Source organism: Pseudothauera rhizosphaerae, from assembly GCF_004801305.1.
GTDB classification, from domain to species: domain Bacteria; phylum Pseudomonadota; class Gammaproteobacteria; order Burkholderiales; family Rhodocyclaceae; genus Pseudothauera; species Pseudothauera rhizosphaerae.
The window spans coordinates 1-13,397 of the sequence record NZ_SSOD01000018.1 but is presented as its reverse complement, the minus strand read 5'-3'; the positions used below and the strand labels follow the sequence as shown (position 1 = coordinate 13,397).

The following is a 13,397-nucleotide window of genomic DNA, read 5'->3' as shown; positions in this document are numbered from 1 at the left end:
TATTCTTGGCCGCCATCCTTGGGTGCTCCACATATTCATGGAGCGCATTTTTCTCGTGTCCATGAATATCGGGTAAGTGGTGATCTCCAGCTCCTGCGCCGCAGTACCTTTCATCCTCCTGTCCATCGCACTGGCGTTTGCCGGGGGTGCGCTGGTCAATTCCCTGGGTATTCCGTTTGGCTGGATGCTGGGTGCGATCGCGGTTTCGGCGTTTGCGGTCCGCCGGGATGCGCGCCTGAGGCCGCCGCCCGCGGTGCTGGACTGGGCCAGGGTGCTGATCGGCCTCCTGGTCGGCAGTGCGGTGACGCCGGAGTTTCCCCGCCAGGTGGTCCAGTTGTGGCCCATCGTGGCGGTCGTGCTGGTGTATGCGGGCACCCTGATGCACCTGGGCAGCTTCTTCTTCCGCCGCCATGCCGCCTTCGACCGGGTCACGGCATTCTTTTCCGCCGTTCCGGGGGGGCTGTCGGAAATGCTGGCCCTGAGTTCAATGCTCGGGGGCAATACCCTGGCCATCGCGACGACGCATCTGGTTCGCTTCGTCGTCATCATCGTGGGCATCAACGTGATTGCCCAGACCGTGGGATTCCCCCCTGCGGTCGCACCGCCCGCCGGCGCCGCAGCGGCAGCGGACTGGATCGTACTGGCGGCCTGCGGCCTGGGCGGGTTCCTGTTCGCCCGGCGTTTCAGGATGCGCATCGGGCTGCTGCTGTTCCCGGCGCTGCTGAGCGGCGTGGTGCACGGCGCGGGACTGGTCGTTGCCGCCCCGCCGGGCTGGGCCATCGTCATCTGCCAGGTCATCATCGGCGCGGCGGCCGGCGCGCGCCTGACCGGGCTCGGCGATCATGCGGTGCGCAACCTGCTCGCCGCTTCGGCCATCTGGGCCGTGCTGCTGTTTTCCATCACCCTCGGCCTGGCCTGGCTGGTGCACGCCCTGCTGGACTGGCCCCTGGTGACGGTCCTGCTGGCCATCGCGCCGGGCGGGGTCACGGAGATATCCGTCATCGCCCTGGGCCTGGGGGCGGACGTGGGCCTGGTGGTGACCGCCCAGTTGAGCCGGCAATTCCTGATTCTGCTGTTTACCCAGTTCGGCCTGCGCCGCATCGAAAAGCGGGCCCATTCCGACTCCGAGCGGGCGCTTTCGAACCATGACGTACCTTGACCTGGAACTCCTCCACACCCTGACGATGGTGGCGCGTTACGGCACTTTCGCTGCCACGGCGCATCGTCTGGGCAAGACCCAGTCGGCCGTGACCCAGCAGATGCAGCGCCTGGAGGAGCGCGTGGGCCAGCCGCTGTTCAAGCGGCACGGACGCACCAAGCGCCTGTCGGAATACGGCCAGAAGCTGGTCGAGTACGCCAAGCAGATGCTGCGGATCAACGACGAGGCGCTCCGGGTCCTGAGCGACACCACGAACTGTGGCACCCTGCGCATCGGCGCGCCCGGCGGCATCGCCGACAGCCTGCTGCCCAAAGTGCTGACCCACGTCGCCCGTTTCTCTCCCGGCCTGCGCGTGGAGATCCACAACGGCCGCAGCGTGCAACTGCTCGACGAACTGGAGCGCGGCACCCTCGATCTCGCCGTGTCCAACCGCAGCGCGCCCGGCCTCGAAGGCATCGTGCTGCACCATTCCCCCGTGGTCTGGCTGTGCGCGGCCGACTACGTGTTCAGGCGCATCATGCCCTTGCCCCTGATCCTGTCGGACGAACTCAGCCTGTACCGCAAACTGGCGATCGACGCCCTCGACCGTCACAGCGTTTCCTGGACCCTGTCTTATCTCTCGCCGGGCCTGCCCGGCGTCAAGGCGGCGCTGCGCGCGGGGCTGGGGGTCACCGCCCGCAACGTGGAAATTCTCGGGCCCGACATGCGGGTGCTGGGCGAGAAGGAAGGGCTGCCGCGGCTGCCGGAGGTCTCCTACTACCTGTGGCGCCGGCCCGGCACCGTGTCCCCGCTGATCGGGCAGGTGTTCGACATCCTCAGGATGAACATGGGCCTGGGTACCGTGACCGGCGACATGCCGGGCATGCTGCCGGTGCATCGTCCGGAAGTGCGCGAGGACGGGCCGGCCACGGTGTGAGTCAACAACCACTCCTCGCAACTCCGCTTGCGGCAGGAGCACCTTTTTCACTGCGCAGTAAAAATTGCCATCTGGCCATATTTTCGCTAGATTTCGCATATTTACTGAACAGTAAACAAGGCCCAGCGTCGCATGCCTGAGTCCACCCTGACCGAACGACAGTTGATCGCGCGCTTCGTTGACGCTCTGCGAGAGCTTCCGGAGGTGGAGGCCAACCTCGACCATTGGGAGCCCGTCGGCCAGCGCAGTGACCGTGGATACGATGCCCAGGTCGATCTGCACGTCGCCGGCAAGTCCTTCGTCCTGCTGCTCGAAGTCAAGAAGACCGTCTTTCCCCGAGATGTCCGCCAAGCAATTTGGCGGCTTCAGGCGTCGAGTCACGGAAAGCCCACTGGACAGGGGGACACGCCCTTGTCGCTCCTTGTCGCCGAGTCCATCTCCCCCGGCGCAAAGGAACTGCTCAGAAGCGAGCGCATCGGCTACTACGACAGCGGCGGCAGTCTGTACCTGCCTGCGCCCGGTGCATACCTCTACATCGACAAACCGCCCCCCAAGGCCCTGACGAAGTCGGTGCGCACGCTGTTTACCGGACGACGCGCCCAGGTGCTCCACACCCTGTTGGTGCACCATCAGAGCTGGTTCGGCGTCACCAAGTTGGCACAGCAGGCGATGGTGTCGCCAGCCACCGCCTCGCAGGTGCTGACCGAGTTGGAGCGTTTCGACTGGCTGGAGGCACGTGGGCAAGGTCCGGGCAAGGAGCGCTACCTCCGCGAGCCAGCAGCCTTGCTGGACGCATGGGTTAAGCAACTCGCCAGCATTCGTCCGCTGACCCTGCGCCGGTACTACGTGCCGGGCACGAAGGCTGACGCGCTGGTGGCGCGGATCGGCCAAGTCTTCGACGCACACGACGTCCAGTACGCGATCAGCGACGAGGCTGCCGCGCAACGCTATGCGCCCTTCCTTTCCAATGTTTCCCAGGTGCGCGTGCGCGTGCAGATCGACGCAAACTCCGATGCTGCGATCGGTGACCTGAATGCGCGTGTCGTCAACGAAGGCGCCAATTTGGGCGTCATCGAAGCCAAGTCGCCGGGTGAACTGCTGTTTCGCGAGCAGGCCGATGGCCTGTGGCTGGCCAGCCCGATCCAGATCTATCTCGATCTGCTGCGCGGCGAAGGCCGCTCCAAGGAAATGGCTGAGCACTTCCGCAAGGAAAGGATCGGCTTCTGATGGCCAAGCCCGCAACACTCGACGGTTACAGCGACCAGTACACGGTGGATTGCGAGCGTGTCCTCGTGACGCTGCTGCGCGGTCTCGGGCCGTGGAAGGATTCGGTCTATCTGGTCGGCGGGCTCACGCCGCGGTATCTCGTCGCCGCGCGGCCGCCTGCGGTGCCGGCGCACGCCGGCACGCTGGATGTAGACATCGTGATCGACCTGCAAATACTGGCCGACACCGAGGCATATCACACGCTGGAGGATAACCTCAAGAAGATGAACTTCCAGCGCGCCGAGAACGATGCCGGGAAGAAGCTCTCGTGGCGGTGGCAGGCACGCACCGAACGCGGCGCGCTGATGGTGCTGGAACTGCTGGCCGATGCACCGGACCTCGGTGGCGGCAAGGTACAGCCGTTACCAACGGAGGGCACGATCTCGGCCCTGAACATCCCGCACTCGTCGATCGTTTTCGACCTGCACCAACTCACCGAAATCCAAGCGGAGCTGCTGGGCGGCAACGGCGTCGCCACCGAGAAGATCAGGCACGCCAATCTCGTCAGCTTCACCTGCCTGAAGTCCTTCGCGTTCGACCAGCGCTTCGAGCGTAAAGACGCGCACGATCTGATCTATTGCATCGAGCATGCGCCCGAAGGCATGGACGCCGTGGCCGACATCTTCCGCAACGAGCGGGGCGGCAAGCACGGCGCCGTCATTGAAGCCTCGCTGGCCATCCTGCGCAATCGTTTCGCAGGCGACGAAAAGACCGAGGGCTATCGTAAGGATGGCCCAGTATCGGTCGCCAAGTTCGAACTGGGCGAAAGCGATGAGCCAGAGCAACGCGAAGCGCGGGCATTGCGACAGCGGCAGGCCAGCGATGTGATCGAACAGTTCCTTGTCCGAATCGGATGAGGAACACATGGTGCGATGCTGGATAAACAGGATCAATGGATGGCGCTTTCAGGGCTTCGAGGATGCAAAGATCGCCTTGATCGAGGGGATCGTCACGGGGCTGGTCGAGAAGCGTTCGGCGTTGAACAAAGCGGCGGTGTCCGCCAGAAAAAAGGGCGGCCCGCGGGCCGCCCTGCAAATTACATGAGCAGGCGTTCCTCCCCCTTCAAGGGGGAGGCCAGGAGGGGGACGGGTTTCCGTTCAGCATGGCAATGAACCCATCCCCACCCCAACCCTCCCCTTGAAGGGGAGGGAGCCTATCAGCCGCGCGGCACGGTCGCGGTGCCAGCCGGCACCGCGGCGGCCTGCTCGTCGCCCTTGACGAAGAAGCTCGCCAGGTACAGCACCAGGCCGATGAAGAACACCACGCCGGTCGTTTCACGCAGCCAGTAGAACAGGGAGACCTGCTCCTGCACCGCCATGAAGGACAGCGGCGTGTCGGAGACGCGCTGCAGCCACACTTGCAGGATGCCGGCGGCGGTGAGGAACAGGGTGATGAACACCATGGCGATGGTCATCAGCCAGAAGCTCCACATCTCCAGCACCTGGGCCTTGCGGCTGTTGCAGGCGCGGCCGCGCAGGATGGGCATGGCGTAGCTGATGATGGTGATGACCACCATCACGTAGGCGCCGTAGAAAGCCATGTGGCCGTGCGCAGCGGTGATCTGCGAGCCGTGGGTGTAGAAGTTCACCGGCGCCAGGGTGTGCAGGAAGCCCCACACGCCGGCCCCCAGGAAGGCCATCACACCGGTGCCCAGCGCCCACAGCACGGCGGCCTGGTTCGGGTGCTCGCGGCGGCGGCGGTTCACCATGTTGAAGGCGAACACGGTCATGGCGAAGAAGGGGATCGGCTCCAGTGCGGAGAAGATCGAACCCCACCACTGCCAGTATTCCGGCGTGCCGATCCAGTAGTAGTGGTGGCCGGTGCCGATGATGCCGGTGACCAGCGCCAGGGCGATGATCACGTACAGCCACTTCTCGATGACCTCCCGGTCCACCCCGGTGACCTTGATCAGCACGAAGGCGAGCAGCGCGGCCATGATCAGTTCCCACACGCCTTCCACCCACAGGTGCACCACCCACCACCAGTAGAACTTGTCCATCACCAGGTTGGTCGGGTTGTAGAAGGAGAACAGGAAGAACACCGCTAGGCCCCACAGGCCCAGCAGCAGCACGATGTTGATGGCGGTCTTGCGGCCCTTCAGCACGGTCATGCTGATGTTGAACAGGAAGACCAGCGCCACCACCACGATACCGATCTTGGTGAGCAGCGGTTGTTCAAGGAACTCCCGCCCCATGGTCGCCAGGATGTCGTTGCCGGTGTACTGGGCGAGGGTGGCGTAATCCACCGCCAGATAGCCCACGATGGTCAGCGCGCCGGCCACCAGGAAGATCCAGAACATCGCCAGCGCCAGTTTGGAGCTGAACAGCTCGGTTTCCGATTCCTCGGGCACCAGGTAGTAGGCCGCCCCCATGAAGCCGAACAGCAGCCACACGATCAGCAGGTTGGTGTGGACCATGCGGGCCACGTTGAACGGGATTTCGGGGAACAGGAAGTCCCCCACCACGTACTGCAGGCCCAGGATCAGGCCGAAAATGATCTGCCCCACGAACAGCCCGATCGCCGCGATGAAGTAGGGCATGGCGACCGCTTGAGATTTGTATTTCATGACAGCATTCCCCTTGGAGTTTTCGGTGCGCGCATTTCCTCAGCCCTCGATGTTGGGCGGCCAGTTCTGGGTGTTGATCTCGGAGGTGTACTTGAGGAACTCCACGAGGTTGTTCAGCTCCTCGTCCGACAGATTGAAGTTGGGCATCTGCCGGCGGCCGGGGGCGCCGGTCGGCTGCGACTGTATCCAGGCCTTGATGAACTCCGGCCCGCGGCGCTTGTACACGTTGCCCAGCTCAGGCGCGTAGTACGCCCCTTCGCCCAGCAGGGTGTGACAGCCCAGGCAGTTGCGGGTCTCCCAGATATGCTTGCCCGCCGCCACCGCCGGGGTGATGTTGTGGCGGTTGTCGCTCTTGGGCAGCCCCGACGTGGTGTCGAAGGTCAGCGCCAGGAAGAGCAGGAAGAAGAACACCGTCCCGCCGTAAAAGATGTTGCGGGCCATCGCCTTGGTGAAGGTGCCGCTCATGGTTTTCCCCTCATTGTTTCGTGCGTCCGTGTGAGTGTCTGAACAGGTCCAGCAAACCCGAAGGTTCGGCGCACTGTATTTACGGGGGGGTGGGGGCTCCATGATTTGCATCAAAACGGCCCGGAGGGAACCGCATCCGCCTTGCCGGTCTGGCGCCCTGATGGCGACCGAAGCCCCGCCCGGTTCAGAGAACGGGCAGGGGGAAGTCCATCCTTATGAAGGTTTGCGGCTAAGGGAGCGCGAGGAAATCCGCCGGAGCGACGACGCGGATATCGTGAAAAGGGTCGAGCGCCAACAGGTCGCCGTCACCGGTGACGATGGCCTTGGCGCCGCCGTTCCAGGCTACGTCGAGGAACTTGTCGTCCTTCGGGTCGCGGCAGGCGCGAAAGCGTCGATTGATCGGAACGGTACGCGCGACGCCACCGAGCAGGGCGATGAAACGCTGGCGCTCCTCGCGGGTCACGTAAGGGTCGAACTTGGGGTGGCCGAGCACCAGGACCAGTTCGGCAAGCGTGGCCTCGGACATCAGCAACGTGCCGCGCGAGAGCGCGTGGTCAACCGCGCGGGCGGCGATGCCGCGCGGTGCAAGCAGACGGCTGACCAGTACGTTGGTGTCGAGAACCCAAAGTACCGATTCAATCATCGGCCAGTAGCCTGCCGAGTTTTTCTTCCGTCAAACCCCGCTCTGCGGCCTGGGCTCCCACGGCATCGCAGAAACGCTGGAACTCGCTTACGTTCAGACGGACCAGTCGTTCGTATTCCTGCATCGACATCACCACCGCGACGTCGCGCTTCTGCCGGCGGATGACCACCGGTTCGCGTGCTGCTGCTTCGATGACGCCGGCCAAGCCCTGTTTGGCCTCGCTTGCCGTGACGGTACGCATGCCTTTTTCTCCTGCCAGTCAGTGGGTGGGAATTGTACATCTTGTACCTTTTGTATGTGCGGCTTCACGGGGCAACTCCGGCCTTTCCCGCACAGGCTGCGCGCCAGGCATTACCTGTGCCGCAGTTCCAGGCGGCAACGCAGCGCGGGTGGGAGAAACCGCAGAAGACAGGCCGTTGGTCGCATGGTGTGACCCACTCCACGCTTGCGTCATGGAAAACGGAAAATTTGTGCTTGAATTGACTGGTAGCCGCCACTTTTTTCCCGGCAGCGGCTTCGGTGGTCGTATCTTTCACCCCTTGTTTCCTGCGATGAGGTAGGCATCCGCATGGCCCTCCCCCGTCTGAGCATCCGTGAAAGCCTCGTCCTGCACGCCTTCCTGATCGTGCTGGCGACGCTGGCGCTGTTCGCCTTCAGTGCCTACCGCTTCATCGTCGTCCCCGCCATCGGGGAGATCGCCCAGTCGCAGATGGTCCAGGCTGCCTCCGGGGTCGAGGCGCGCATGCAGCGCCTGCTGGCCACCGTGGAAACCACGCTGAACACCAGCCGCCAGTGGGGCGTCGACGGGAATCTGGACCAGGACGACATCCTGGGCTTCAACCGCTTCTTCTCCCCGCTCATCCGGCACAACGCGGACATCGCCTCGGTGATCTTCGCCCACGAGTCGGGGCGGGAAATCCTGCTGCTGCCGGACGGGAACGGCGGCTGGATGAACCGCATCAGCCATCCGGACCTGTGGGGGCGGCAGACCTTCTGGATGTTCTGGAACGCGGACGGGGAACTGGCGCGGGTGGAGATGCGCGAGCTGGACTACGACGCCCGCACCCGGCTCTGGTTCAACGGCGCCATGGCCCTGAGCGACAACGACCCCCTGCCGTACTGGACCGCGCCCTACATCTTCTACACCACCGGCGATCCGGGGGTCACCGTGGCCCGGCAGTGGAGGGCCGCGGACGGCAGTCGCTACGTGATCGGCCACGACGTGACCCTGATCGATCTTTCCCAGTATTCCTCGCAACTGCAGGTGGGCGGGGAAGGTTTCTCCATGCTGATGGCCGAAGCCGGGATGAAGGTGGTGGGACTGCCGCGCCGCGGCCGTTTCGAGGAAGACGCGGCGATGCGCGAGGCCATGCTGAAGACCCCGCTGGAACTGGACATCCCTTCCCTGTCGGGCGGTTTTGGCCGCTGGCAGGCGAGCGGGCAGGCCGGGGATCGCCTGTTGCCCTACGAATCGGGCGGCGCCCACTGGTTCGCCTATTTCCGCCCCCTGATCCTGGGTACCCAGCCTTTCTGGCTGGGCCTGTTCGCGCCGGAAAAGGATTTCGTCCCCGGCCGGGCGAGGGATCTGCCCCTGGGCATCGCCCTGACCCTGGGCGTGCTGGCCTTCGCCTTCGTGGTCGCCCTGCGCATGGCGGCGCGCTTCTCGCGCCCGGTGGAGCAACTCACCGCCGAGAGCGTACGCCTGGGCAACATGCAGTTGCAGCAGCCGGTGCGGGTGCAGGCTTCCTGGCGCGAGGTGGACAAGCTGGCCTGCGCCCAGGAGAGCATGCGCGTGGAACTGCTGCGGGCGACCCGCTCGCTGGAGGAAGCCAACGCCCACCTGGAAGAGAAGGTGCTGGAGCGCACCCGCGAACTGGAGGACGCCAAGTCCGCCGCGGAACTCTCCCGCCGCATGCTCCTGGACATGGCCGATTCCCTGCCGTGCGCCGTGTTCCGCCACGAAAGCCACCCCGACGGCACGGCGGGTTTCGTCTTCGTCAGCAGCCCGGTCAAGGACATCCTCGGCGTCAGCCATCGGGAGATTCTGGAAAATCCCATGCTGTGGCGGAAATACCTGCATCCGGAGGATGCGGAGGCGGTGCGCGGCAGGCCCGCGGAGACTGCGACGGAAAGTCCGGGCACCGTGTTCATGGCGCGGGTCAGCCTGCCCGAAAAGGGTGTGCGCTGGGTGGAAACCTGTTCGGAACTGACCATGCTGGCCGACGGCACGGTATCCCGCAACGGCTACTGGCTGGACGTGACCCAGCGCGAGGAAGCCCAGCAAGTGCTGCGGGAGACCGAAGCATGGTTCAAGGCGATCCTGGAATCGGCCCCGGTCGGCCTGCTGGTCGTGGATGCCGGCGGGTCCATTGCGCTGGCCAACCGCCAGGCCAAGCGCCTGTTCGGCTACGAGGAGGAGGAACTGGTGGGCCAGCCGGTCGAACGGTTGATGCCGGACAACGTGACCGGGCGCCACAGGGACCACATGGCGGGCTATTTCAGCCACCCCGACGTGCGCTCCATGGACCAGGGCAGGGGACTGCCCGCGCGGCGCCGGGAAGGCAGCTTCTTCCCCGCCGAGATCGGCCTCGGGCCGTTGCCGGCCATCAGCGGGCGCCTGCAGTCGGCGGCCGTTTCCGTTGTAGACGTCACCCTGCGCAAGGAGCAGGAAGCGGCGTTGCGCCGCGCCAAGGAAGAGGCCGAGGAGGCCACGCGCATGAAGTCGGACTTCCTGGCCAACATGAGCCACGAGATCCGCACGCCCATGAACGCCATCATCGGCATGTCCCACCTGGCCATGAGGACCGAACTCAGCCCCCGGCAGCGGGACTACGTGGAGAAGATCCAGCAGTCCGGCCAGCACCTGCTGGGCATCATCAACGACATCCTGGACTTCTCCAAGATCGAGGCCGGCAAGCTCACCGTGGAGCACGTGGAGTTCGATCTGCAGAAAGTGCTGGAGAACGTGGGCAACCTGATCGCCGATAAGGCGGCTGCCAAGGGGCTGGAGCTGGTGTTCGGCGTGGACCGGGACGTGCCCACCCTGCTGCTGGGCGACCCCCTGCGCCTGGGCCAGGTGCTGATCAACTATGCCAACAACGCGGTGAAGTTCACCGAACGGGGCGAAATCGACATCCTGGTGCAGATGCGCGAGGCCGATGCGGAAAGCGTGCTGCTCTACTTCGCCGTACGCGACACCGGCATCGGCCTCACCCCCGAGCAGCAGGCGCGCCTGTTCCAGAGCTTCCAGCAGGCCGATACCTCCACCACCCGCAAGTACGGCGGCACCGGGCTGGGGCTGGCCATCTGCAAGAGCCTGGCGGAGCTGATGGACGGCGAAGTGGGCGTGGATTCGGAAGCGGGCAGGGGTTCGACGTTCTGGTTCACCGCCCGCCTGGGGCTCAGCCGCAAGAAGCGCCGCCCGCTGGCCCTGAGCAGCGAACTGGCGGGCAGCCGGGTGCTGGTGGTGGATGACAACGAGAATGCCCGCGCGGTGTTGCGCGAGATGCTGGTGGGGATGAACCTGGCCGTGGGCGAGGCCGCCTCCGGCCCGGAGGCGCTGGACATGGCGGTGCGCGCCCGGGCGGAGGGCCGGCCCTTCCAGGTCGCGCTGGTGGACTGGCAGATGCCGGACATGGACGGCATCGAAACGGCCCGGCGCCTGCAGGCCGAACTGGGGCCGGATTGCCCGCGCATGGCCATGGTTACCGCCCATGGCCGCGAAGAAGTCATGCACAGCGCCGCCCATGCCGGCCTGGAGAACGTGCTCATCAAGCCGGTCAGCCCCTCCCTGCTGTTCGAGGAGATCATGCGCCTGCTGGGCGGCGCCGAGCTGCCGGGCGAGGCGAGCAGCGAGGCGCTCCTGGGCTCCGGCTCCGGCCTGGAGTCCCTGGCGGGCGCGCGCATCCTGCTGGCGGAGGACAACGAGCTGAACCAGCAGGTGGCCAGCGAAATCCTCGCCGATGCCGGCTTCCAGGTGGAGGTGGCCGAAGACGGTGCGGTGGCCGTGGACATGGTGCAGGCAGCCGGGGAATTGCCCTACGACCTGGTGCTGATGGACATGCAGATGCCGGTGATGGACGGCCTGGAAGCCACCCGCCGCCTGCGCGCCCAGGGCTGCAGGCTGCCCATCGTGGCCATGACCGCCAACGCCATGCAGGGCGACCGGGAGCGCTGCCTGGAAGCGGGCATGAACGACCACGTGGCCAAGCCCATCGAACCGGACCAGCTATGGGCCGCCCTGCGGCGCTGGATCGCGCCGCGGCCGGGCCTCGGGCACGGGGCGGACGCGGTGCCGGTCGCCTCTTCCGCCGCTTCCGCCGCTTCGGCGCCCCCGGCGGCGGGCGGACTGCCAACCGGGATTCCCGGCCTGAACGTCGCCGACGGCCTGCGCCGCGTGCTGGGCAAGGAAAGCCTGTACCGCGCCATGCTGGAGAAATTCCGTGCCGGCCAGGCCGATGCGCCGGCCCGCGTGGCCGACGCCCTGGCGGCCGGCGACTGGCCCCTGGCCGAACGCCTGGCCCACACGCTCAAGGGCGTGGCCGGCAACATCGGCGCCGCGGCGGTGCAGGAGGCCGCCGCCCGGGTCGAGGCCGCCTGCCGGGAGAAGGCGTCGGCCGAGAAATGCCGGCCTCTGCTCGACGCCCTGCAGCAGGTTCTCGACCCGCTGCTGGAGACGCTGGCGGGCGTGCTCGAGGTCTCCGCCCGCGGCGAACCCGCGCCGCCCGTGGACCGGGACCGTTTGCAGGCCGTGCTGCAGCGTCTGGAGGCGCTCCTCGCCGACGACGACGCGGAGGCTGGCGAACTGCTGCAGGCGGAGCAGGAACTGCTGCGCCGGGGGTTGGTCGAGGATTTTGTTGTTCTCGAAGGGGCCGTCGAGCGTTTCGAGTTCGAGGCCGCCCTGGAGATTCTGCGCAAGGCCTGTGCCGAGCGCCACCTCACGTCGGGAGAACATTCATGAGCGACGCGCTGGACATCGTCATCGAAAAGCCCACCGTACTGGTGGTGGACGACACGCCGGACAACCTTTCCCTGATGAGCGGCCTGCTCAAGGACCTCTACCGGGTGAAGGTGGCCAACCACGGCGAGAAGGCGCTGCGCATCGCCGCCTCGGACACGCCGCCGGACCTGATCCTGCTCGACATCATGATGCCGGACCTGGACGGCTACCAGGTCTGCGAGCGGCTCAAGGCGGAACCGGCCACGCGGGACATCCCGGTGATCTTCCTCACCGCCAAGACCGAGGTCGAGGACGAGCAGCTCGGCTTCGAGCTGGGGGCGGTGGATTACATCACCAAGCCCATCAGCCCGCCCATCGTGCTCGCCCGCGTCGCCACCCACCTGCAATTGAAGGCGAGCGCCGACTTCCTGCGCGACAAGGCCGCCTTCCTGGAAACCGAGGTGGCCAAGCGCACGCGCGAAGTGCAGGCCATCCAGGACGTGACCATCCTGGCCATGGCCTCCCTGGCGGAAACCCGCGACAACGAGACCGGCAACCACATCCGCCGCACCCAGCACTACGTGCGCGCGCTCGCCCGCCAGCTCCAGCCCCATCCCCGCTTCCGGGACTATCTGAGCAACGCGGCGATCGACATCCTGTACAAGTCCGCGCCCCTGCACGACATCGGCAAGGTGGGCATCTCGGACCGCATCCTGCTCAAGCCCGGGCGCCTCACGCCCGAGGAATTCGAGATCATGAAAACCCACACGACCCTGGGCCGCGACGCCATCGAGGAGGCGGAAAAGCGCCTGGGGATGACGGTGGATTTCCTCGCCTGCGCCAAGGAGATCGCCTACGGCCACCAGGAAAAATGGGACGGCAGCGGCTATCCCCAGGGCCTGGCGGGCGACGCCATCCCCATCCCGGCCCGGCTCATGGCCGTGGCCGACGTGTACGACGCGCTGATCAGCCGCCGGGTGTACAAGCCGGCCATGACCCACGAGCAGGCCCGCCAGATCATCGTCGAAGGCAGCGGCAAGCACTTCGACCCGGACATCGTCGAAGCCTTCGTGCTCATCGAGCCCGAATTCCAGGACATCGCCGCACGCTACAAGGACAGCGAGGCGGACCTGGCGCGGGAGGTGCAGCGCCTGGAGGCCGACGTGGCGGAGCAGGTGAAGTTCTAGGCGGGGCGCTTTTTCATCCCTGAAGCCACCGTTTGATAAATGCGAACGCCGGACGGAGGTGAACTGGCTAGACTCGGTCCTCCCGAGCGGCGGGGCGTGTTCGCCCCGGCAGCAATCACCAAGGAGGACGGCTTTGAAGATACTGGTTCCAGTCAAGCGCGTGGTCGATTACAACGTCAAGGTGCGGGTCAAGGGCGACGGCACGGGCGTGGACATTGCCAACGTCAAGATGAGCATGAATCCCTTCGACGAGATC

11 protein-coding genes and 1 pseudogene are annotated in these 13,397 nt (G+C 65.7%); 8 read left to right on the top strand and 4 right to left on the bottom strand.

Translation table 11 applies throughout. The features are described from left to right. Positions 1-76 precede the first annotated feature (76 nt). From E6O51_RS18040 to E6O51_RS18020, 5 genes are all read left to right on the top strand, one after another. A complete protein-coding gene (locus tag E6O51_RS18040) occupies positions 77-1,159 on the top strand; it encodes an AbrB family transcriptional regulator (RefSeq protein WP_136386409.1) in 1,083 nt (360 codons plus the stop codon). Continuing rightward, entirely contained in the window at positions 1,146-2,075 is a 930-nt protein-coding gene (locus E6O51_RS18035; RefSeq protein WP_136386408.1) for a LysR substrate-binding domain-containing protein, read from the top strand. The genes E6O51_RS18040 and E6O51_RS18035 overlap by 14 nt, the downstream gene beginning before the upstream one ends. Positions 2,076-2,207: 132 nt before the next feature. After that, positions 2,208-3,302, top strand: coding sequence for a hypothetical protein (locus tag E6O51_RS18030; protein ID WP_136386407.1), 1,095 nt, complete (start codon positions 2,208-2,210; stop codon positions 3,300-3,302). Further along, positions 3,302-4,198, top strand: coding sequence for an antitoxin (locus E6O51_RS18025; protein WP_136386406.1), 897 nt, complete (start codon positions 3,302-3,304; stop codon positions 4,196-4,198). Before E6O51_RS18030 ends, E6O51_RS18025 begins: the two co-directional genes overlap by 1 nt. Beyond that, positions 4,182-4,385 (top strand): hypothetical protein, encoded by a 204-nt coding sequence (locus E6O51_RS18020; protein ID WP_136386405.1) that lies wholly within the window; start codon positions 4,182-4,184, stop codon positions 4,383-4,385. Before E6O51_RS18025 ends, E6O51_RS18020 begins: the two co-directional genes overlap by 17 nt. Before the next feature lie 112 nt (positions 4,386-4,497). Here the strand turns inward: E6O51_RS18020 and E6O51_RS18015 are convergent, their stop codons facing one another. From E6O51_RS18015 to E6O51_RS18000, 4 genes are all read right to left on the bottom strand, one after another. Continuing rightward, positions 4,498-5,907 carry a cbb3-type cytochrome c oxidase subunit I gene (locus E6O51_RS18015; RefSeq protein ID WP_136386404.1) on the bottom strand — a complete coding sequence of 470 codons (1,410 nt, stop codon included), beginning with the start codon at positions 5,905-5,907 and terminating at the stop codon, positions 4,498-4,500. Positions 5,908-5,946: 39 nt separating this feature from the next. Further along, entirely contained in the window at positions 5,947-6,372 is a 426-nt protein-coding gene (locus tag E6O51_RS18010) for a c-type cytochrome (protein WP_136386403.1), read from the bottom strand. Positions 6,373-6,601: 229 nt separating this feature from the next. Continuing rightward, on the bottom strand, positions 6,602-7,015 hold the full coding sequence (locus tag E6O51_RS18005) for a putative toxin-antitoxin system toxin component, PIN family (RefSeq protein WP_136386402.1): 414 nt from the start codon (positions 7,013-7,015) through the stop codon (positions 6,602-6,604). Beyond that, complete coding sequence (locus E6O51_RS18000; RefSeq protein WP_136386401.1) at positions 7,008-7,256, bottom strand: type II toxin-antitoxin system Phd/YefM family antitoxin; 249 nt, start codon at positions 7,254-7,256, stop codon at positions 7,008-7,010. The genes E6O51_RS18005 and E6O51_RS18000 overlap by 8 nt, the downstream gene beginning before the upstream one ends. 327 nt (positions 7,257-7,583) lie before the next feature. Here E6O51_RS18000 and E6O51_RS17995 point away from each other — a divergent pair, with 327 nt between their 5' ends. The 3 genes and pseudogenes from E6O51_RS17995 to E6O51_RS17985 all read left to right on the top strand — a co-directional run. After that, positions 7,584-11,975, top strand: coding sequence for a response regulator (locus E6O51_RS17995; protein WP_136386400.1), 4,392 nt, complete (start codon positions 7,584-7,586; stop codon positions 11,973-11,975). Next, the gene (locus E6O51_RS17990) at positions 11,972-13,141 is read left to right on the top strand and encodes a response regulator (protein WP_136386399.1); all 1,170 of its coding nucleotides are present in this window, start codon (positions 11,972-11,974) and stop codon (positions 13,139-13,141) included. The genes E6O51_RS17995 and E6O51_RS17990 overlap by 4 nt, the downstream gene beginning before the upstream one ends. A gap of 133 nt (positions 13,142-13,274) precedes the next feature. Beyond that, positions 13,275-13,397: pseudogene (locus E6O51_RS17985) on the top strand (electron transfer flavoprotein subunit beta/FixA family protein); the annotation flags it as partial.

Bases quoted from the DNA above. Each gene is read 5' to 3' on its own strand.
- E6O51_RS18015 (WP_136386404.1), bottom strand. From the start codon at position 5,907: ATGAAATACAAATCTCAAGCGGTCGCCATGCCCTACTTCATCGCGGCG.
- E6O51_RS17990 (WP_136386399.1), top strand. From the start codon at position 11,972: ATGAGCGACGCGCTGGACATCGTCATCGAAAAGCCCACCGTACTGGTG.
- E6O51_RS17995 (WP_136386400.1), top strand. From the start codon at position 7,584: ATGGCCCTCCCCCGTCTGAGCATCCGTGAAAGCCTCGTCCTGCACGCC.
- E6O51_RS18010 (WP_136386403.1), bottom strand. From the start codon at position 6,372: ATGAGCGGCACCTTCACCAAGGCGATGGCCCGCAACATCTTTTACGGC.
- E6O51_RS18005 (WP_136386402.1), bottom strand. From the start codon at position 7,015: ATGATTGAATCGGTACTTTGGGTTCTCGACACCAACGTACTGGTCAGC.
- E6O51_RS18000 (WP_136386401.1), bottom strand. From the start codon at position 7,256: ATGCGTACCGTCACGGCAAGCGAGGCCAAACAGGGCTTGGCCGGCGTC.
- E6O51_RS18025 (WP_136386406.1), top strand. From the start codon at position 3,302: ATGGCCAAGCCCGCAACACTCGACGGTTACAGCGACCAGTACACGGTG.
- E6O51_RS18035 (WP_136386408.1), top strand. From the start codon at position 1,146: ATGACGTACCTTGACCTGGAACTCCTCCACACCCTGACGATGGTGGCG.
- E6O51_RS18030 (WP_136386407.1), top strand. From the start codon at position 2,208: ATGCCTGAGTCCACCCTGACCGAACGACAGTTGATCGCGCGCTTCGTT.